We start from the raw sequence: 20,881 nt of genomic DNA, 5'->3' as shown, positions 1-20,881 counted from the left end.
CGGCGCCCCCTCATTCCGCACTTTTGCTGACCAAATCCAGCCGCCTGGTTTCCAGCGCGCGTGCATTGATTCCCAAGGTTTAGCCATGAATTTCAACTCACTGCCCGACACCCTGCAATCCGCACTCACCGAGCGCGGCTATTCCGAGCCGACGGACGTGCAGGCTGCTGTGCTGAAACCAGAGGCCCAAGGCCGCGACCTCGTTGTCTCGGCGCAGACAGGCTCGGGCAAGACGGTCGCTTTCGGTCTGGCCTTCGCACGCGAGCTGCTGGACGATGGCGGGAAGGTTCCTTTTCCCGGCGCGCCGCTCGCGCTGGTGATCACCCCCACCCGCGAGCTTGCCTTGCAGGTGAGCCGCGAATTGTCGTGGCTTTATGCCAAAGCCGGTGGACGAGTCGCGACCTGTGTCGGGGGGATGAACCCATCGGCGGAACGCAAGGCGCTTCGCTCGGGCGCGACCATTGTCGTCGGCACGCCGGGCCGCCTGCGCGATCATCTGGAGCGTGGTGCGCTCGACCTGTCGGCCTTAAGGGCGGTGACGCTCGACGAGGCTGACGAAATGCTCGACATGGGGTTTCGCGAAGAGCTGGAGACCATTCTCGACGCGACCCCCGAAGCGCGTCGCACGTTGCTGTTTTCCGCCACGATGCCCAAGCCGATCGAGGCGTTGGCCCGCCGCTACCAGAGCAATGCCCTGCGCATCTCAACGGTCAGCGCCGATCGCGGTCACGGGGACATTTCCTATGAAGCAGTCGTAATATCTCCCCCCGAGGTGGAAAACGCGGTCGTCAACCTGCTGCGCTATCACGAGGCCGAAACCGCGATCCTGTTCTGCGGCACGCGCGAAAAGGTGCGCCACTTGCACGCGACCTTGCAGGAGCGCGGCTTTGCGGTGGTCTCGCTCTCGGGTGAAAATTCCCAGTCCGAACGCAACCAGGCGCTACAGGCGCTCCGCGATCGCCGGGCACGCGTGTGCGTGGCCACCGATGTCGCTGCGCGCGGTATCGACCTGCCCACGCTGAGCCTGGTGGTCCATGTCGAGATTCCGCGCGATGCAGAGACGCTGCAGCACCGGTCGGGCCGTACAGGGCGCGCGGGTCGCAAAGGAACCGCAGTGCTGGTGGTACCATTCTCGCGCCGTCGCCGCGTGGAGGCGATGCTCCGCAACGCGAAGATCGATGCGCGATGGACCGATGCGCCCGACCGCGAGGCGATCAGGGCCAAGGACCGCGACCGGATGATGCAGACCTTGCTGACTGCGGCCGAGCCCGACGAAGAGGACAGCGATCTGATCGACAGCCTTCTCGCACAGCGCAGCCCCCGCGAACTCGCAGCCATGTTGGTAGCCTCGCATCGCGCAAAGCTACCCGAGCCGGAGGATCTGATCGCCAATACGCCCGAGGCACGTCGCGCGGCAAAGGCCGAAAAGCACCGCGCCGGTTTCGAAGACACGGTGTGGTTCAGGATGGACATCGGTCGCCGGCGCAATGCCGATCCTCGCTGGATCCTGCCGCTGCTTTGCCGCCGTGGCCACATCACCCGCAACGAAGTCGGCGCGATCCGCATTGGCGCGGACGAGACCTACTTCCAGATCCCGCGCGCGATTGCGGACAGGTTTTCCGATGCGCTAGTCCGCACGGCTGGCGATGGCGACGACGGCGAGAATATCCTGATCGAAGCTTCGGCCAAGGGCCCGCGAGATGCCGCGCGCACCAACCGCAAGGGGCCTCCGCGAGGTCGGCGCAATGGCAAGCCCAAGCCTCATCGCAAGAACAATGATGTCGGCGCAAGGCCAGGCCCGAAGGGCAAGGGTGCGCCGAAGAAGGAAAAATTCAAGAACCGGTAATTGTAGCGAAAGGAGGACCCGATCCCCGACACGCGGATTAGGATCGGCTCATACCTTTGCTTCAGAATGGAAATTCTTCCAAACTGAAAGTTCGCGGATACGGAAAAACTGCGCCTTCCGGGCATGTGTTCCAGCTTCAATGGTGCTGGCAATGTTAGTCCAGAGCTATCCAATGTTTTCCCGGATTAACCGGGAATCGAGCCGCCGGTTTCATCGCCAGATAGCTGCTTAACAGTAAGCAGGCGTGGCGAAGTAGTGATAGACCGCCACGCGATATGCTAGCTCGGAAAGTGTCGGCTCACGATCACACCTGCCTTTCACTATGCGATGATCCGGCATTTTGTCGGCTTTCCAAAATCCAGGCACCTTCCTGGGTCTGGGCGATTGTGCCGAGCGATCTTTGTCCCTCGTAAAGTTCGGCCGGCCCACTTAACTTCTTTCGCTCCATGATCGAAAATGCTTCGTGGGCATCTTCACCCTCGAAGGAGATCGTTGTTGACGGTTTCGCGCTTCCTCCCCAGATCCGAAGTGAATATTTGTTCATGCATGCCTCCATATCCCCGCGGTAAGGTTGAGTTACCAAGGGACATTATCGGCCAGACGCAAGAAGCGGGTAGGTTGCGGGCGATAGCCGGGACCACGAAGAGCCGATGTGGTGAGTACCGCAACCGTCGAACCGCCGTATAGCAGTATCGGCAAATAGAGTCGAACTGAGCCCTAGGTAGTGAGGCAAACGGTGGAATTAAGCTAAGCTCAATCGTCCTTGTGTACGGGTTTTTCCTTACGCTTGGTGCTGGCGATGTCTGCCAGCTCGTCCTCACTCATCGAATCGTACATTTCCTTGGATGCACCCTGCAATTTGCTGACCTTGGTATTGTCGCGCTTGGCGCTGAGCGCTGCACCGGCGGCCATTTGCTGAGCCTTCGATTGAGCGGGCATGACACTCTCCTCTACTTGTGTTCTGCTCTTCGCGCGGTTCTCAACTGGCGACTATGATCCCGCCATTGGGGTGCAAGACCTGCCCCGACATGTAGCTGGCATCGTCACAGGCCAAGAACAGGAACGCGGGGGCGACTTCATTGGGCTGGCCGGGGCGACCCATCGGTGTGTTCTTGCCGAAATCGTCCATGTCCTCGGGCGGCTGCCCGCCGTACGGATTGAGGGGGGTCCATATCGGGCCGGGAGCGACCGCATTTACCCGGATGCCGTCGCTAATCAGGTTCTCGGACAATGACCGGGTAAATGCGCTGATTGCGCCCTTTGTGGCTGAGTAATCGAGCAAATTGTCCGAGCCCTTGTACATCGTCACACTGGTGCAGTTCACGATGGCGCTGCCTTTGCCCAGATGTGGGCGCGCAGCCTGAACCAGGAAGAACATCGAGAAGATGTTGGTTTGGAAGGTCCGTCGCAGCTGCTCCTCTGTTATGTCTTCGATTTCCTCATCGGGGTGCTGTTCACCGGCGTTGTTGATCACGATATCCAGCCGTCCGAAGCGCTCGAGTGCGGCGGCAACCACCTCGTCTGCGAATTCCCGGCAGCCGAGATCGCCCTGCAGGCAGATCGCCTCTCGCCCCTCGTCTCTGACGATTGCCCTGGTCTTCTCCGCGTCTTCGGCTTCTTCATCGGCGAAATAGACAATCGCAATATCAGCGCCTTCGCGCGCAAACAGCGCCGCAACGGCGCGGCCGATGCCACTGTCCGCCCCCGTCACAATCGCGACCTTCCCTTCCAGCCGACCGGAGCCGGGAAAGCGCGGCTGCCAAGCGGGCTTGTCTTCCATTTCCGATTCAGCCCCGGGCATGCGCGGCTGTTCGTCGATCTCGGGCTGGAATGTGTCGGAATCGTTCATAGCAGCGTAGCGTCCTGTCTTTGAAAGAGTTTGTCGTTCGGGTGCACTCGGGCAAACAATGAGCTGGAATGGGCCGCGTTTCCCGAATGGTGCCAAGCGTGCCGATGGCGCGACGAACCACCCCAATCCTCGGGGAAGGCTTTAGAAGTCCGGCAGGGCCTGTTCGGCAAAGCCCCACCCCGTCAGCGCCTTGCCGGCCGCGCGTACCAGCAGTTTCTCCGCATCGCCGATGGAGAACGGCTTGGCATCCTTCATGTGCTTTAGTTCTTCCCAGGTTATCGGCACCGCCACCGGGGCGCCGCTGCGCGCGCGGGCCGAATAGGGCACCACCGCCGTGCTGCCGCGCTGGTTTCTCAGCCAGTCGATGAAGATCTTGCCCTTGCGCTTTGCCTTGCTCATCGTAGCGGTGAAGCGCTCTGGTTCGGCGAGGCTCAGCGCCTCGGCGAAGCGCTTGGCGAAGTCCTTGTGCACATCCCAGTCGTGCCCGGTGGCGAGCGGCACCACCACGTGCACGCCCTTCCCGCCGGAAAGCATCGCGAAGCTCGCCAGGCCGAGATCGGCGAGCCGGGCGCGGATGTCGCGCGCCGCTGTCTTCACGTCACCGAAATCGAGCCCTTCGTCGGGATCGAGATCGAAGATCATCCGGTCGGGCGCCTCGACATCTGCCGTGCGGCTGCCCCAGCCGTGGAACTCGATCGTCCCCATCTGCACGCATTGCAGGATACCGCGCGCATCCTCGAGGTAGAGATAGTCTTCGGTGCCGCCGTCCTTCTCACGGATCGGCACGTGACGGACAGCATCGCCGAAAGCGCCGCTGTCGTGCTTCTGGAAAAAGCATTTTTTCGCCCGCCCCTGCGGGCAGCGGACCAGGCTGATCGGGCGCCTGGCGACGAATGGCAGCATGATCGCCTCGACCGCCTCGTAATAATCCGCCAGATCGCCTTTGGTCTGGCCGCTGTCCGGGAAGATCACGCGCTCGCGGCTGGAAATCTCGACCTCGGCCTCGGCAGCCGGAGCGGCGGCGGACTTCTCGGGGGTGGCCTCGTTCGCCTTCTTGTCGGCGCGAAGGCCGAGGAAGCTGGCATGGCGGACATTGCCGGCCCCGGTAAACTCGGTGAAGGCGATCTCGGCAACCAGCTTCGGCGTCAGCCAAGTCACGCCGCGCGACGAGGCTTTGTCGACTTCGGCGGGAGGTGTCTTGCGCTCGAGCCGCCGCATCTTCGCCGCCAGTTCATCGAGCGTATCCGCATCGAAACCGGTGCCGACATTACCCTTGTAGACCAGTTCGTCTCCCTCATGCTGCGCCAGCAGCAGCGAGGCGAAGGGGCGCGCTTTGGCGGAACTCTTCTTCCAGCCGATCACCACGAATTCCTGCCGCCGCGTGCATTTGACCTTGAGCCAGTTCTTCGATCGGCGTCCGGCGTAGTGGCCGTCGACCGTCTTCGAGATGATTCCCTCCTGCCCCGCCGAGCACATCGCACGATACAGCTTCTCGCCTGCGCCGATCACATGGTCGGCGACGTGGATCGGCGCTTCGGCGGTGCCGAGCAGCGCTTCGAGACGCTCCTTGCGTTCGATATTGGGGAGCGTCGTGAGGCTCTCGCCATCCAGTTCGAGCAGGTCGAAGGCGTGCAGCGCCAGCCGGTCGCTCTCGCCCTGCGCGCCGTGCCCACGCTTGAGCACCTGCTGCAAGGTCGAGAAATCGGGATTGCCCTGCGCGTCGTAAGCGACAATCTCTCCGTCGATAAGACAGGAGGGCAGATCGAGCGTGGCGAGCGCGTGGACCAGCGGGGAGAACTTGTCGCTCCAGTCCTTGCCGTTGCGCGTATAGACGCGGACTTGATCGCCCTTGGCTGCGATCAGCGTGCGATAGCCGTCGAATTTGATCTCGTGCATCCAACCGTTGCCGGTGGGGACATCGTCGACCAGCGTCGCCAGCTGCGGCTGGCGGTATTTGGGCAGCGGCGCGGCGCGGCGTTTCTTGCTGGGCTTGGCCTGCTTCGCATTGTGGGCCGAAGCCTTCTTCATCTGCGCCAGGAAGGCATCGTCCTCCTTGTCGGCGAGCGGATATTCGCCATTCTTGTCAGCCGCGATTTCGGCCATCGAGCGACCGGTTAGGACGCTGGTCAGTTCGCGCTCGACCAGCGCATCGCCCTCCTGCACATGGTCGTCCTGCAACTTGCGCAGCAGCCAGTTTTCGCGCTTCTCACCGGCCTTGTTCTTCAGCCGAATCAGAAGCCATTCTCCCTTCATCCGCTCACCGTCGAGCGTGAAATGCAGGTGCCCCTTGTCGAGATCCTTCGCGCTCTTGCCCTCGATCGGGGCCCAGGTGCCGCGGTCCCACAGCATCACCGTGCCGCCGCCATATTCTCCCTTGGGGATGGTGCCCTCGAACTCGGCGTAGGACATCGGGTGGTCCTCGGTCCGCACCGCGAGCCGCTTGATCTCGGGATCGGGGCTCGGCCCCTTGGTCACCGCCCAGCTCCTGAGCACCCCGTCGACCTCCAGCCGCAAGTCCCAGTGCAGCCGCGTCGCATCGTGCTTCTGGACGATGAAGAGATCGCCCCCTGCGCTGTTCTCGGTCTCGCCCGAGGGTTCGGGCGTCTTCGCGAAATCGCGCTTGGCGTTGTATTCGGCGAGGGGGTCGCGCTTGGCCATGGACTCAGGCGGATTTCTTGCGGGAGGTCTTCTTCGGAGTAGCCTTCTTCGCTTGGCCCTTCTTCTCGCTGCCGACCGACTTCTTCAGCGCCGCCATCAAGTCGATCACGTTGCCGCCGCTTTCGGCTGGCTCCTCGACATCTTCCACTATCTTCTTGCCGCTCTTCGACTTTGCCTTCTTGTCGATCAACTTCCTGAGCGCGCCGGCATAGCGATCCTCGAACTCGCTCGCGTCGAACGGCGCGGTCTTCTTGTCGATCAGCGTGGTGGCGAGATCGAGCAATTCCTTGTCGGGCTTGTCGTCACCGATATCGTGGAAGAAGGCCTGCCCTTTCTTCACTTCGTCGGCATAGCGCAGGGTCTCAAGCAGCAACCCATTGCCGCAGGGCTTCAATGCGACCAGCTTCTCCTGCCCGCGCACCGACAGCTGGCCGAGCCCGACCTTGCCCGCCTTGCGCAGCGCCTCGCGCAGCACCACGAACGCCTCTTCGGCCAGTTCGTCCTTGGGCGCGACGTAATAAGGCTTCTCGAAATAAAGCGGGTCAATCTCGCACGCCTCGACGAACTGAACCAGTTCGAGCGTCTTCTTGCTCTCGACCTTGACCGCCTCGATCTCGTCCTCGTCGAGCAGCACGTAGTTGCCCTTGGAAAGCTCGTAACCCTTGACGATCTCCTCGCGATCGACCGGGCCGACGCCCTGCACCACCTTCTCGTAGGAAATCCTCTTTCCGCTCGGTTCGTGGATCTGGCGAAAACTGATCTTTGCGCCGGACTTGGTGGCCGAATAGATTTCCACCGGGATCGAAACCAGCGCCAGCCTGATCTGTCCTTGCCAATACGCCCGTGCCACCATTCATCGCCTCCTTCGAACGGCGAGTCAGCGCACGGGAGCCCAAATGGTTTCGGGCGGCTGAACCCGGGCTGGAAGCGGACAGTCCGCCATTTGTCCGAAGAAACCCGCAAGCCGACGTTCTTTTCCAGCGGTTGGCAGGACAGGTTCCGCATATGGTTCGGGTCGACAAGACGACGTTCCCTGCCGATCCTTGCGGCATATTTGCCATTTTCCGCATTCGAATTCAGAATGGCACCCCTTGGGAGGTACAGTCAGGGGGACGGGATGTGACTGACCGCGAGGCCGGACAGGGCGCGCTGGGTGGGCAACCAGTGCCCAATATCAGCATCAGCAGTGCATCGATCGGCTGCAAGACAGCTTACGAGACATGGCGGGAATCGGTCGCCGATGTTTTCAACACGCGGCCCGGCGAGCGCACAAATCTGGGCGAGTTCCCGCTCGAAATGAGTACTTTTCACCCGGGCCCCTTGGTGCTGGGGCGTTTCGCATCAGGGGCGCAGGAATTCGAGCGTAACAATAGGACGATTGCGAGCGGTGGCCTCGATCACTTCCTGTTCCAGCTCTACGAACGCGGTGGGTTCTGCGGGCTGGCCGATGGAGCGGATATACGAGTTTGCGCAGGCGACATCTGCATTCTCGACCTCACACGCACGCTCGATACCAGAGCAACCGATTTCCAGAATGTCACGCTTATCGTGCCAAGATCGCTTCTGGAGAGCTTCATCGACGATGTCGATGCGCTCTCAGGCGTAGTGCTCGCGGGCGACGAGCCGCTGACCCGCATGCTCGCCAGACATATGCGATCACTTCATTGCGAGATGGCACGCATGTCGCAGGACGAGGCAGAGGCTGCCGCGCGCGCTTCGGCAGCGCTGATTGCAGTCGCAGCACAGCGTCATGCCCGTTACGGCTCGACCGGGTCCGAGCCGCTCGTATCGCGCTTTCGGGCGATCGTGGCGCACATCGACGCGAACCTGCATGACGTGGCGCTCACGCCCAGATCGATCTGCGAAGACCTCGGCATGTCCCGTGCGAGCTTGTATCGGATGTTCGCATCGGTCGGAGGGGTGTCTGAATTTATCCGCATCCGAAGGCTCGAAGCGGCAATCAGGCTGCTAGTCTCCTCTGCCAGCATGCATCTGGGCATTGCCGAGATCGCCTTCGGCTGCGGCTTCAAGACGTTGAGCAGCTTCAGCAAGACCTTTCGCAACCATTTCGGGTTGTCGCCAAGCGAGGTCCGCCAGAGCGCTTGCGAGAATGCGCTATCTGACTGCCGCACAGGCGGCATCGTCGGCAAGGCCGATTTTGCTTATTGGCTCAGAACACTCGATTAAGAGCCGCAATGTCCGCCAGTGGACGCAACTTCTCCCGCTTGTCCCTGTGTCTCGCATTGTTTCCCGGCTGTCTCAAACGAGACCCCTTCGCTTGAGAACAAGGTAAATAGAGGCATTCCTCGCGCCGATTGCGGGAGCGGCACATTGTCAGCCTTGCACGAATGCGCTGTGCGACGGCTCTCAACCTCGCAATTCGAAACTTTTTGCTGTGAGGAGGCGGGACGATGGCGAGCACATTGAAATGGGGATTGGCAATCGGAGCATGTCTCCTCGGCGGTGTGGTCGCCCACCAAGGTGTTGCGCAGGCCGCGCAGAACAAACGGCTCAGCGCGACCGAGGCGCGCAGTGCGGTAGCCCAGGCGATCAGGAGCCAGTGTCCGGCCAAGGCGCGGCAAGTTTCCAAGGCCAGTTGCTCGCCCATGGGGTTCGATGGCGATCGCCACAGCTGCCGCTACGAGATGGAAGACCGGTTTGGTTCACAAACGCTGTGGATCGACAATTCAAGCGGCAGTTGGAAGCCGACCAACACCTTCAACATGTGCGATATGCCGCCGCTCGCCATCTCCGCACGGCCTCAAAAGGCGCAACTAAACCAGGCGATCCGCCGCGACTGCGGACGGTCAGCACTATCGGTTTCGACTGCGATATGCAGCCCCAAGGTTAATGCGTTGCGCGAGGACACCTATACCTGTCGGTACTCCATCGGAGGAACGAGCGGACAGCAGAGCAGCGACATCTACCTGCGCCGGGGGCGCTGGAACCTTGCCGAGCGTGGCGAAGTCTGCCCGTCTTTGAGGGTAGCCAGCGACCGCCGCGACTATCGACCAGCGCGTGACTATCCGCCTGCGCGCGGCGACATGCCGGGCCGTTTCGAATTGGCGGTTGCAATGTTCGATGTCTGCCCTGGCACTGCGCGCGATCTTTCCAGTGTCGCGTGCGAAGCGACTGGGGAACCGAGCGAATTCAGTTGCATCTTTCGGACAAAAGACACGCCCGATCCAGACTCGACGATCATTGCACGGGATGGCGAATCCTGGGCGCTGATCGACATACCGAACACCTGTCGGGCGCGATAATGCCGCCACGCGGCACGGCAATGTCGCCGCGTTTTTAGCATGGCGCGCCACACCAACATTGAAAAAGAAGATCGCGAAGCTCCGTAGCGAGCCTCGCCGTGGGGGAAATGAAAATGACGGCATCTTTCCGGGCGCAGCTGATGGCGGGCGCAGCGGTTGCGAGTTCGATGGTGATCGCGACACCGGCTCTGGCCGAATGCGATATCGACGGCGATACAGTCACTTGCGATGCGGATGCCGAATCGGACGAAGTCAATGACGCGCTCGACACGCTACCGGGCCCAGCGGGAGCCCTGGTCATCGCAGACGGTGTGACTATTTCCGCCGTTGGGCCGTACGTCGGGCCGCAGGCGCCGCCCATCGTCGGTGCGTTTACGATCACGAACAGCGGCACGATCGGGAGCGAGGACGATCCCTTGGGGATCTATTTCCAGCCACCCGACGGCACGCCCCAGCCCGAAACCTCTTTCAATGTCTACAATGTCGGCGCGCTGATTGGAGACATCGAAGCCAACGCCGGGACGAGTGCGCTGCTGGAGAATGCAGGCTCGATCATCGGCGATATCGCGATGACGGCCGGTGTTCAGACCGGCGACACCGAAACGCAGATTCTGGAAGAGACCACGATACTGGACGACGGGAGCGTGCAGTCCGACCAATTCACCACCACCACGAGCCGGACTTCGTTCACTCCCGGGATTGCGGAACTGGTCAACGGCGACACCGGCATCATTGAAGGCAATGTCGGACTGAGCGGTTCGGACCAGGTGCTTCTGTCCACCTCGGGCCTGATTGACGGTCCGGCGGTACTCAGTTCCGCCTACCAGGAGCTTTTGCAACAGGACACCACTCTGGCGCGGACCACCCGCACGCCTGAAGGCGGCGAAGGGTATTCCTTCGTCTCCGTCAGTAATGAGACGCGCAGCACGAATATCGGTGGAGATATCACCGCTATCGTCGGTCCAGGCGGTGTGATCACGGGCGGTTTGACCGTCTTCACCAATGCCGGGTCGGCAAATGTCGAGATCAATGGCGACATCGGCACGGCAGACACCCTAGCGGGCCTGACCATCGTGGCGTCCGGCATCGACACGCTCGACAGCTTCGGAACCGATCCCGACGACGGTTCACGATCCGAACGTTCTGAAGAGACCGCCACCGGCGGTACCGCAGATCTGAGCATAGGCTCCGAGGGTCGCATTTCCGGCGATGTAAGCGTCAATGCCCAAGGGGGGATCACCTTCGATGGAAATGGTACGATCGGCGGAGACCTTCAACTGACCAGTATAGCGGCGCCTACAACACGCACCGAAGCGATGGAGTTCAGCGCAAATGCGGTGGATGGCGGCTCGCAAAGCGTCGAGGCACGCACCTCGACATTCGACACGGCTGCGGTCGGCGGGAATATTGACGCGGGCATCGGCTCCGATGCCACTGTCGGAGGCAATGTTGGTGCAACCGGCGCAGGGACCATCGCGCTCGTGCTCGAAGGCAGCGTCCTCGGCGACATTGATCTGCAATCGCAGGCGAATGACCAGACCAACGAGACGATCCGTACAGTCACGACCACTACGAGCGAAATGGCAGGTGAGGACGATCGGGTAGTCGTGCAGACCAGCGAGACAAGCCTGACGCGCAACACCCCGGTCGGCGGCAGCATTGTCGGGCGCTACGACGGAACGATCGGTGCGCCCGAGGGTGACGAGAGCGCACGCGATGTCGCAGTAACCCAGATCGCGGCCGGTGGCAGCAGCGCATCGATCGGTGGAACGATCTACGGCAGCTTCGAAGGCAAGGCTGAGGCAGTCGCGTCCATCATCTTGGAAGCAAGCGACATCATTGAAGCGGCCGGCGGTGGCATGCTCGCGACCCGGCAGGAAGAAACCCAAAAAGCCACCAACATCACTCATCAACAGGCGGATTCCGCGGTTCTCCTCACCGGGTCCGTGCTGCCTAATGGCCAAGGCGACGGGAATGTCGAGGTGATCGCTGCGATGGGCGATGCGTCCCTGCAGGTGCAAGGCGGCATGGTCGAAGGCGATGTTGCGGTCGCAGGGGGCACGGGGAGAAACGGCAGCGAAAGCGAATCAAGGTTCGAAGTTTTCGAGGCAGAGGACCCCACAGAAGAGCCGCCTGCCCTCTTCCGCACCGAGACCATCGCCGAAAGCAGCTTCGCTGCCGGGGGCACCGCCAGCCTGATGCTGGAAGGCGGTTCGATCGAGGGCAATGCCTACGTCCTCGGGGTCGGAAATGGTGAAGGTTCGATCGGCGCAAACGTCTCAATCGATGCGCAAAGCCGCATCGGCGGCACACTATTCATCGCGAACGCCGAAGATCAGGACGAGGGCTTTGTCACGTTCGAACAGGCGAGCGATACGCGCATGCGCGACGAAGGTGGTCTGGTTTCCAGGACAGTGACGGAACTGGAGGAATACACGCCATCGGAGTTTGCTAGCGATATCGTCGCGGACGTGCAGGGCGGCGTCGGCGGCATTCTGGCGCGCGCCATCCTGGGCGATGTCACGGTTAGGTTGGGCGGCACGAGCGACGGAGACATCACCCTCGCATCCGGCGCGCTGGTAACCGGCAGGCTCGAAACTACCACCTATTCGGGAGACGATCCGGAAAGCCTTGAGGCCGAGACAGTCCTGACCCAGGATAAACACGAGATTTCCAGTGTTTATGGCGGCACTGCCTCGCTCACGATTGCGGCAGCTGTGGATGGCGGCGCAACAATCGAGACCGGGAACATCCGCATTGCCGGCGCGAATAACTCTGTGCTCACGGTCGAATCGGGGGCCATCGTGTTGCCGATGGGCGGTGTGATCGCAATTGGCGAAACCCTGCCCGAAATGGACGATACCGACGGCGAAAGCGATCCAAGTCACAGCGGCATTGTAAGCGGCAGTGACAGCGAGACCGAGGGCTCGCAAAGCAGCTCGACCAGTGGCGATCCGGAGGAGGGCGAGGAAACCGTCAGCACGCAGGAAAGCGTGACCCGGACGATCGAGCAATCGAGCGGTTCGAGCATCGCGACCAGCGGCAACTTCTCAGATTTCAGCAACACCACCACAGTTACCGCGGAAACCTATCGCGACGGTAAAGTGGTGACCTCGCGGACCGATCTGACCCAGACGCGCAACACCAACTTCGCAGTGTTCTCCAATAGCGGCACCGTGGGCAGCACGACCGCTCCCGTCACCATCCGCGTATCCGGCGTTGGCACCGGAGAAAATGCCGTGCTCGACACCGCCATGATCGCCAATAGCGGAGCAATCTACGGCGATATCACGGTGAACGCGATCGGATCCCAGGGTTCGGTCAGCTCCATGTCGGACAATAGCGATCCGGAAAACTCGCAAACGTCGTTCTCGATCACGCGCGAAGCACTGGCGAGCGGTGCGGCGATCGAAAATTCGGGGCTTATCGCAGGGACCGTCGCCCTGCAGGCAGGTTCTGGTACGTTCGCGAATACCGGGATCGTGCGCGGCAATATCGATCTGGGGGCCGCCTTCCCCAACCTGATTACCCTGAGCCTCGATCAGGAAGCGCTCGACGCGCTGGCCGAGGCGGATGAAGATGCGCCCCCACCGACGATCGAGCAGATTCGTGCACTGATCACGACCGAGTTGGACCCATCACTGCTGGAACAGACCTATCGGTTTCAACAGAATGGGCTGGCTACGGGTACGATCAGCATTGGCGAGATCGCAAAGCTTGGTTTTGCAGGCTTCCTGCCCGACGGCACGCGCACCTCGCAGATCAACGCAAATATTCTGCTAGGTGAGAACTCCGTCACCCTCGGCAGCATTGCGGGCGAAACCGCTGCAGCTACCGGCGATGGCGCGCCCGAGCGCCTGACCTCGACTACGGTTTCGCTGACAGGCAGTGGATTTCTGGGGGCTGGCAACGACGACATGCCTGCTGCTGCGATCGGGGGCAACTATCTGCTCACCCCCGATTTCGCGGCTTTCGTGGCGCTCGACCCCACCCTGCTCGACGATCCTGAGTCGCTGGAATCGGGTACACGCGTGACCGGCGTCGATACTATTGAGAAGACCGGAACGGGTACCTTCACCATTGTCGCGGCGCCCTCGGCTCAGGGCAGCTTCGCATTCGACATCGGCGCGCTCGATATCCTGGAAGGCGACATCCAGCTGGGCGTCGTCGGCGATGATGCCTTTGCGATGCGCGGCGACGTGACGAATAATGGCGGACTGTGGCTAGGCCGGGCAATCGGCGATGTGGAAGGCCTGACCGGGATCGAGGGCATTACCTTCGATTTGACCGGCAGCTATCAGCAGGGCGACGAGGGGCGGCTCTACGTGCCTATCAACGCTTCGATCGCGACCACACCCGGCAGCACATCGGCATTCTTAAATGTTACCGGCGATGCGAACCTTGCCGGAGAGATTGCGCTCGCGAACCAGATCGGCGTGTATTTCGGGGGCGAGCGGGTCGATTTCCTCACCGTTGGCGGAACTTTCACGGCGACCGATCTCGGGGTGACTCCGCTCAACAATTCGCCCTTCCTCGAATATAGTCTGTCGACCACGCAGCAAAGTGACGGCACGCTCGTAGGCATCGAGGTGCTACGCACGCCTTATGCCAGCGCCGCGACCAATGCGAACGAAGTGGCAGTGGCGAACGCGTTTCAGGACGCGCTGGGTTCGCTCCAGTCCGCCACCGACATTGCCGAGGGCAGCATGCTAGCGGCGCTGCGTGACAGCGTAATCGCATTGGATTTTGGCGGCCAGGACATCTCCGAACAGTTCGGCGCAGTTGGCACTGCCGCATCCTATGGCTCTATCCTGAGCCTGTCCGCGCTCGACGGATTCAGCCCGCTGGGCTCGGCCGGTCTCGGCATGGGCTCGGGCGCTTCCCCGGTCGCGCAGCGCGATGCCGGTAACGATGCGCGCTTCACATCGATGCGGTATACCTATCCGGTCGACCAATCGGGTGCTGCGCTATCGGCGCTCAGCGGTGGTGGCGATGGCGGAACACGTCTGTCTGCCTGGGCGATGCCGAGCTTCGGGACGCAGACCCGCGACGCCAATTTCGCCCTAGGCACATCACGGGTGGAAAGCGACCATTCCGGGATCATCGGCGGGTTCGAGCTGGCCACCGAGGGCGGCGATCGGTTCGGGCTGGGAATAGGATATGACGATATGGACGCCTCGGCCACCGGCTTCGCCGCCGAGGCCGATAGCTTCCTCTTGGGCGCCTATCTTTCGCAACGCCTCGGCCCGGTGATCGCTTCGGCACAGGTGGCCTATGCGTGGACCGATTGGGATGTGAATCGGGGCGCTAGCAATGCAATCTATTCCAGCAACGAACTGCGATCGTATGGCGACATCGCCTATAACCTGTCGGCCGGGAAGGCCACATTCCAACCCTACGCCGCCTTCACCTGGCGGGTAATCGATGTGGATGGCTTTATCGAAACGGGCGGCGCGACGCCGCTGGCGGTCGCTGCACAGGAGGACTCGGTATTCTCGCCCGAGCTCGGCCTGAGGTTCGAATATGAGGGCGCTCGCATGCGCCCCTTCGCCTCGGCCAGCTATGTCTTCCAGGGCGACATCGACACACAGGCCACCGCAAGCTTCGTCGCGCTTCCCGGTGCCACATTCGCGCTGCAAGGCACACAGCCACTGGATTATGCGCGGCTGACCGGCGGGCTGGCGATCGATCTGGGCTTCGGCGATCTGGTCCTGCGCGGCGATGCCCTGCTGGGCGAGGAACGCGAGGCAACCGAGTTCGCCGGGGCCCTGCGCATTCCGTTCTGATCGGCAGCCCTTATGCCCGGGTGTGCTAAACGAACACCCAGGGCGAAAGGATGGCCGACACGACGAAGTGCGCAACGATCACTGCAAGCAGGCCGATAGCCCACCTGCGTGACTTGACGAAGGGCATGGCCAGCAGGGTGAGTGTGCCCATCGTGTCGGTCCAGTCCACCACCTCGACAATCCAGTCAGCGGCTTCCACCTTCTGCACAGTGGAGAAGGCGCCGCGCGAAATTTCGACCAGGATCGCGATCGCAATCACGCCGAACCAGATAAAGCGGCGGTGGGCCATGTAGTAATCGTCGAAGTCGGGCCAGGCCTCTGGCTCATCCGGCCAGAGGGCGGAACTGATAAGATAGTACCAGCCGATCACAGAGAGGACGCAAACAAGGTTCAGGAAATTGAGCGGTACGTTACCCTGCATCTCGTACATGAATAGCCAGAAGGTGGCCTGGTGAAACAGCACGACTGTGGCGGATAACGGGACAAGCCAACCGATCCGCACCTTCAGCGGTGATCCACCGTCGCTCGTGTCGCTCGGTGCCAGGCGACCGTGACGAATGCGACTGCGCAGCTTGTAGGCGCGGGCATAGCCGGCCAGCACCTCCGCCATCGTCAGGCCCAAGAGCAGCGTAAACAGCTCGAAGGTAATATCGAATTCGCTCATCCTCATCCCCTGTGGGGATGAAGGCTAGCGTGTGTACGAAACGTCAGTCCAGTCCACTACTGAACCAAGGGTAGCTTTAGGGGGATCTTGTCGAAGAGCCGAACAATCGAGGTGCGGCGCAGAGCTGAAGGCCCACCAACTTCTGGGCTGACTTCATTGACCATGCGATCAACCAGCACAACCCGGTCGAAACTCGCATGCCAACCGCACTGACAACCCGGCTAAACGATAGACAAATTGTCCCAGCTCGACTCCCGACTTCGCCCAACGGATCGAGCACAACTACCGCAGATCATTGTAAAATGTGGTAGCGGAGGAGGGAAATATAGGGAGCGTATAACATGCTGATTTACCTAATCAACTTTTTGAATCACCTTGCAAATACCCCCATCAATACCCCCAGAATCGGACAGATGAGATAAAGCGCCTTTGGCAAACGATGACATGTAATTCGTAGTGACAGGTGAAAGGAGCGTCGGCCGTTTTCGGGCCGATCAGAAGGCGAAACGCCAGGTCATGAACCATCCGCCCGATCGTACAGCGAGGACATGTCATGGTCTGGCATGGACGGCATATTGTGGCCCGCATGCGGATCGGGTGTGTCGCTAGGCTTCGCATTCATCGGCGGGGGAGTGGCCGCAGGTGACGGCGCTACTACCGGAGTGCTCGCCGGTCGGTCTGGTTGCCTACCGGCAGTCACAGCTTCATCCGACCGGTTCGTGTTGGCCTCTCCAGCGGGAGAGGCAGCGTTGTCTCTTTCGCCTTCGCCAGGACCTGTGCTCTCGGTCGGCGGGGCCGTATACAGTGGCAAGGCTTCAGCTTCTGATGAAGTGTCCTGCGTCTGATCACATGCAGCGAGCCCTAGCCCCAGTGCCGCCGCAGCAAGGGGGGCAACAAACCCGTTCCGATTCGATCTGCGCATCATTCTATCCTTCAAAGCCAGGAGATACCAAGATGATTGGCACCGTGCGCAAGCTCGCCGCCCAGAAATCCCTGCACCAGCACTAGAGCGGCCATGGCAAAGATTGCGGCGCGAAGCGCGGTCCGGCTCGCGGAAGCACGGCTCGCCAGATAGGCCATCGCCAGACCGAGGACCGCGATCAGCATCCCGTTCCATCGATGGACCTGCATGACGGCATCGCCGCCGAACCAAAGGCCGGTGTGGATCCATCCGAACAGGACTGCGACGACTGCGCCGATTGCTCCGCCGTGGACGAGTACGCGCACCGCGCTCTCAAGCCCTGCATCTTTCCGGCGCATGACGAACAACTCGGTGGCAGCAGCCATGAGAAACAGGGCGATCGGGAAGTGGATGGTCGCCGGATGCAGTTTTTTCAGGGCGGCGATGACGCCGGAATCGCCCTCATCAGCATGGCCACCAGCCTCGTCATGGCCTCCACTTGCTTCGTCGTGCGCGGCTGAGGGCTCGCCGACCGCTCCGCCGTCGCCCATCTGCGCCATGGCCGCCTGGTCATGCGCATCGCCATTCGCGGCGGCAGGCGCGGCGCTCGTCTCTTCGCCATGCTTTTCGTCGCCATGAGCCTGAACTGGTCCGACGAAGAGCAAGCTGGCAGCTACAATAGCCATGAATTGCATTCGTTTCATTCTCTACGGGTTCCGGTCTTGGCGATGGTCGTGCGACCTATTGTGTCTGTAATGCTCTGCGAACCCTCATCTCTTGCCGTGATGGAGCGCGGTGATCCTCGGCGCGTGAGGGTCCAAATTTAACTCATGAGGGGGTTGGGTCTCTTGCCAATATCAGAGCCTTGTTAAGAGGGCGGCCAGCTTTAAGCACGAGCAAGAGCCCGGCTACCATCTCCTAACCGTCTTGCGCCATGTTCTGGTGAGCCGCCATCTGCTTCATCATATCGTGCATCATCATCATGCGCTGGTGACAGGCCGCCATCATATCGGCGTTGTCCCCCTGCATCATGCCCGCCATGTGTTCCTGCATCGCTGTGCGGTGCTCGGCCATCAGCCTTTGGCGTTCGGCAGGATCGCTCGCCGCGTGGGCCTGCTGCATCAGCGCGCGCATTTCAGCCATCTTCTCGCGATGGGCAGCCATAGCGTCGGAATCCTGCATCGTGTGGCCAGCGTGATCCTGCTGCTGTGCCACAGCCTGAGCTCCGTGCTCATGCTGTTCCTGGGCCGTCGCCGGAGTGGCTGTCAGGCCAGTGGCGAGAATGAGAGCTAGAGCTGTCCGTTTCACAATCGATTTCCTTTCGTCGGTCATGCGATGGGTGCTGTGCGCATTCATTCTCTTTACGCAGCCAACATCTGTTCCCCTCAAACAATTTCCGCGCCCACCGGAGACGGCTGAGCCGATGGCACAGCCGGTTGCAGGAATGGTGTTTTTCGGTCACCCTTTTTGACCGAAGCCGGTCGAGATGAATGGGACAGATCATGGTGACAACAGAGCCGTCGGAGAAGCAGTCGTGAGCACGGTCAATGAGGACGGCAGCTGGGACATTCCGGAGCCCGATCATGCCGAGCTGGTGCAAATGCGCATTCGCCTCATAACTCTCGAGAACATAGTTCTCGGCCTTTTGTCCGGGGCCAGCGATGAACAGATCGACCAGATCAGAAAGCGTGCGGACATGATCGAACCACGCCCCGAGGCGAGCCGGCATCCGCTTACCGAACTGGCAGCAGGTGACATGCGTAAGTTTCTCGAACGCGCTGCTCGCATGGCCGAGGCGGAGGGCCGCGAAAACCATGACTGATCCAGGCTTTGGGGCAGCAAAGGCGCTATGCAGGACGTGGAAATCCGGCCCGCCGCTATTTCCTTGCGCACATCATTCCGGCGTATCCGCAGCATGACTAGAACTCATTGGCTCATCTTTGTTTGCGGGAGCCTGATCGCGTTCGTCTGGGAGATTTTCCAGATGCCGTTTTTCAAGCCGGGAAATCTCGAGCCTTATGAGCAGACCATTCGCTGCGGCATTGCAAGCCTAGGCGATGGCGTGATCCTGCTAACAGCTTATAGCCTTGCTGCATTGCGCGGCGGGCGCGCGTGGCTCTGGCAAGCCGCCAAAATGCCCTATGCGATCTATTTCGGCTTCGGGCTTGTCGTCGCCATCGCCGTCGAAATGATCGCCACATCGCTTCCGGCAGAAAGCTTCGTGAGCTGGCGCTACAGCGAGTTGATGCCGCACGAGCCAGTGACGGGGTTGGCGCTGATCCCGATCGCGATGTGGACGATCGTGCCTGCGCTCACGATCCTTCTGGTCCGCTTTGCCCGAGCCGAACCTGATTAAACTGGGAGCGGCTTCAGGGTGCGTTCGGCACATGTTTCGCCCGCCGCCTGATTCTGGGAAACCGGTTCGCAAGCAGGACAAAGCCCGAAACCGCGATAATCGTCCCGCCGATCCCGAACAATAGCAGCCACCAGCTGTTGATGCGGTCGCGCTGCGTCCAGTCCATGATATGCAGCCCCCAGACAAAATCGAACAGGCGCCAGGTGTCGCTGCGGGCAGCGAGCACCGAGCCACTCGATGCATCGATGTAGACGCGGGTATTGTCCTCATCGCCGTAGGTGATCTGCCACGCCGGAAACGGACCCCGGAATTCGGTCCCGACAGCATCTTCGATGAGGCGCGTGGTCGCTATGGTGGTTGGTGGCCCGGTCCAGGCATAGCGAGCGATGGCCTGTGCGCTTGCAGCGGGAAGAGGCGAAAGGAGAATGCCGCTGTCCGGGTCGCGGAGCGTGACGCTTCCATCGTCCCGGCGGACCTCGGTTACGGCCCTGCCGCCGACCGCGCGCGTCGCAAGGGAAACCACCCCCTCGCTGCTATCGAGCCAATGGGGCATGACAGCATCAGCGGGCAGGACCTCCGGCGCGCGCGAAACGACATGTTCGGACCGAACCTCTTCGATGTCGAGAAACGACATCAGCGCCCCGGTGATCATCCACAGGAGCACTTGGACGCCGACAAAGATCGCCAGCCATTTGTGAAGCTTGCTGCCCAGCACATGAAGACGCAGCTTGAAAGAGCGTGTCGCCAATCGGTGTTCCCCCGATCAGATCAGTTGTTACGCGGTGCGCGTGACGATGAATGGTACTGAACGATCTTCCAGCCATCTGCATCATGGGCGAGGACCGAGGTCGCAACCCCTTCGCGGTCGATTACGCGACCGTCGGCCAGTTCGATCCGATAGGTGTACGTTTCGCGGCCATACGCCATATGTCCCATCCGGGTGACTGCGAGCGTCGGTTCGCCGAAGGTGAAGCTGGTTATTGCATCGAGTTCCGGTCCCAGGTGATGCTCCATGTAATGCGTGAAGCTGCCTTCCGCCTTGCCGTTTTCGTAAATGAAGGATTCCTGGGCAAACAGCGCAGCCATGGCCTCTGCATCGCGCGACGTCAGGGCATCGCGATATGATGTCAGAATTGCTTCTGCCCCAGCAACGTCATCGTTCATCGCAGCCATATGCTCGGCATGGTTCATGCCCTGCTCCGTATGATCCATCGGCGTTGATACCGAATGTTCCGAATGCGCCGAATGGTCCATGGATTGTGCCAGGGCGGGAGTGCCCCCTGCAGCCAAGGCCAGGGCGACCGCGCTTAGAGATAGTCTCGTTCTCATTGTATATTTCCTTCACTTAAAACCAGAATCGCAAGCCCACGACGTAATTCATCACGCTGGGGTCTTCCCCTGCGGCGCGGGCAAAATCGGCGCCCTCACCGATCCGCCACTCCTGGGAGACGCCGACATAGGGCGCGAATTCGCGTGCGAACTCGTAGCGAAGACGCAGACCTGCCTCGATCCGGTCGAGGCCAGCGCCAATGCCGAGTTCGGGAATATCCTGAGCCGA

The 20,881-nt window shown here is 61.2% G+C and carries 17 protein-coding genes; 6 read left to right on the top strand and 11 right to left on the bottom strand.

What is annotated here, in order from left to right:
- Positions 1-85 precede the first annotated feature (85 nt).
- The gene (locus ACEQXE_RS02050; protein ID WP_370177221.1) at positions 86-1,846 is read left to right on the top strand and encodes a DEAD/DEAH box helicase; all 1,761 of its coding nucleotides are present in this window, start codon (positions 86-88) and stop codon (positions 1,844-1,846) included.
- Positions 1,847-2,150: 304 nt separating this feature from the next.
- On the opposite strand, the gene ACEQXE_RS02045 is transcribed toward ACEQXE_RS02050, so the two are convergent.
- The 5 genes from ACEQXE_RS02045 to ACEQXE_RS02025 all read right to left on the bottom strand — a co-directional run bounded on the left by ACEQXE_RS02045 (position 2,151) and on the right by ACEQXE_RS02025 (position 7,206).
- A complete protein-coding gene (locus ACEQXE_RS02045; protein WP_370177220.1) occupies positions 2,151-2,390 on the bottom strand; it encodes a hypothetical protein in 240 nt (79 codons plus the stop codon).
- Positions 2,391-2,599: 209 nt separating this feature from the next.
- Positions 2,600-2,785 carry a DUF3008 family protein gene (locus ACEQXE_RS02040; protein ID WP_370177219.1) on the bottom strand — a complete coding sequence of 62 codons (186 nt, stop codon included), beginning with the start codon at positions 2,783-2,785 and terminating at the stop codon, positions 2,600-2,602.
- A gap of 40 nt (positions 2,786-2,825) precedes the next feature.
- Positions 2,826-3,695 carry an SDR family oxidoreductase gene (locus tag ACEQXE_RS02035; RefSeq protein ID WP_370177218.1) on the bottom strand — a complete coding sequence of 290 codons (870 nt, stop codon included), beginning with the start codon at positions 3,693-3,695 and terminating at the stop codon, positions 2,826-2,828.
- 141 nt (positions 3,696-3,836) lie between these two features.
- Positions 3,837-6,353 (bottom strand): DNA ligase D, encoded by a 2,517-nt coding sequence (ligD, locus tag ACEQXE_RS02030; RefSeq protein WP_370177217.1) that lies wholly within the window; start codon positions 6,351-6,353, stop codon positions 3,837-3,839.
- Positions 6,354-6,357: 4 nt separating this feature from the next.
- Positions 6,358-7,206 carry a Ku protein gene (locus ACEQXE_RS02025; protein ID WP_370177216.1) on the bottom strand — a complete coding sequence of 283 codons (849 nt, stop codon included), beginning with the start codon at positions 7,204-7,206 and terminating at the stop codon, positions 6,358-6,360.
- A 266-nt stretch (positions 7,207-7,472) separates the two neighbouring features.
- On the opposite strand from ACEQXE_RS02025, the gene ACEQXE_RS02020 reads away from it, so the two are divergent.
- The 3 genes from ACEQXE_RS02020 to ACEQXE_RS02010 all read left to right on the top strand — a co-directional run bounded on the left by ACEQXE_RS02020 (position 7,473) and on the right by ACEQXE_RS02010 (position 15,402).
- Positions 7,473-8,540 (top strand): helix-turn-helix domain-containing protein, encoded by a 1,068-nt coding sequence (locus ACEQXE_RS02020; protein WP_370177215.1) that lies wholly within the window; start codon positions 7,473-7,475, stop codon positions 8,538-8,540.
- A 224-nt stretch (positions 8,541-8,764) separates the two neighbouring features.
- Complete coding sequence (locus tag ACEQXE_RS02015) at positions 8,765-9,616, top strand: hypothetical protein (protein WP_370177214.1); 852 nt, start codon at positions 8,765-8,767, stop codon at positions 9,614-9,616.
- Between the two features lie 113 nt (positions 9,617-9,729).
- Entirely contained in the window at positions 9,730-15,402 is a 5,673-nt protein-coding gene (locus ACEQXE_RS02010; RefSeq protein ID WP_370177213.1) for an autotransporter domain-containing protein, read from the top strand.
- Between the two features lie 25 nt (positions 15,403-15,427).
- Here ACEQXE_RS02010 and ACEQXE_RS02005 read toward each other — a convergent pair whose 3' ends face one another.
- From ACEQXE_RS02005 to ACEQXE_RS01995, 3 genes are all read right to left on the bottom strand, one after another.
- A complete protein-coding gene (locus ACEQXE_RS02005) occupies positions 15,428-16,066 on the bottom strand; it encodes a hypothetical protein (protein WP_370177212.1) in 639 nt (212 codons plus the stop codon).
- A gap of 933 nt (positions 16,067-16,999) precedes the next feature.
- Complete coding sequence (locus ACEQXE_RS02000; protein ID WP_290755085.1) at positions 17,000-17,653, bottom strand: DUF2231 domain-containing protein; 654 nt, start codon at positions 17,651-17,653, stop codon at positions 17,000-17,002.
- 232 nt (positions 17,654-17,885) lie between these two features.
- Complete coding sequence (locus tag ACEQXE_RS01995; RefSeq protein WP_233548407.1) at positions 17,886-18,275, bottom strand: hypothetical protein; 390 nt, start codon at positions 18,273-18,275, stop codon at positions 17,886-17,888.
- Positions 18,276-18,501: 226 nt separating this feature from the next.
- Between ACEQXE_RS01995 and ACEQXE_RS01990 the strand changes: the two genes are divergently transcribed.
- Together ACEQXE_RS01990 and ACEQXE_RS01985 are read left to right on the top strand one after the other, a co-directional pair.
- Complete coding sequence (locus ACEQXE_RS01990; RefSeq protein ID WP_033193304.1) at positions 18,502-18,789, top strand: hypothetical protein; 288 nt, start codon at positions 18,502-18,504, stop codon at positions 18,787-18,789.
- A gap of 93 nt (positions 18,790-18,882) precedes the next feature.
- Positions 18,883-19,323, top strand: a complete 441-nt coding sequence (locus tag ACEQXE_RS01985; protein ID WP_029140034.1) for a hypothetical protein — start codon at positions 18,883-18,885, stop codon at positions 19,321-19,323.
- A 13-nt stretch (positions 19,324-19,336) separates the two neighbouring features.
- On the opposite strand, the gene ACEQXE_RS01980 is transcribed toward ACEQXE_RS01985, so the two are convergent.
- From ACEQXE_RS01980 to ACEQXE_RS01970, 3 genes are all read right to left on the bottom strand, one after another.
- Positions 19,337-20,071: a PepSY domain-containing protein gene (locus ACEQXE_RS01980; protein ID WP_029140033.1), complete on the bottom strand. Its 735-nt coding sequence runs from the start codon at positions 20,069-20,071 to the stop codon at positions 19,337-19,339.
- Positions 20,072-20,091: 20 nt separating this feature from the next.
- A complete protein-coding gene (locus ACEQXE_RS01975) occupies positions 20,092-20,535 on the bottom strand; it encodes a nuclear transport factor 2 family protein (protein WP_306089245.1) in 444 nt (147 codons plus the stop codon).
- Between the two features lie 133 nt (positions 20,536-20,668).
- Positions 20,669-20,881: copper resistance protein B (locus tag ACEQXE_RS01970; protein ID WP_370177211.1), on the bottom strand; the 213-nt coding region annotated here is incomplete at its 5' end.

It is taken from the genome of Alteriqipengyuania sp. (assembly GCF_964222115.1).
In the GTDB taxonomy this organism is placed as follows: domain Bacteria; phylum Pseudomonadota; class Alphaproteobacteria; order Sphingomonadales; family Sphingomonadaceae; genus Alteriqipengyuania.
Note: the sequence above shows the minus strand (reverse complement) of the source record. Positions and strands in the feature narration are given on the sequence as shown.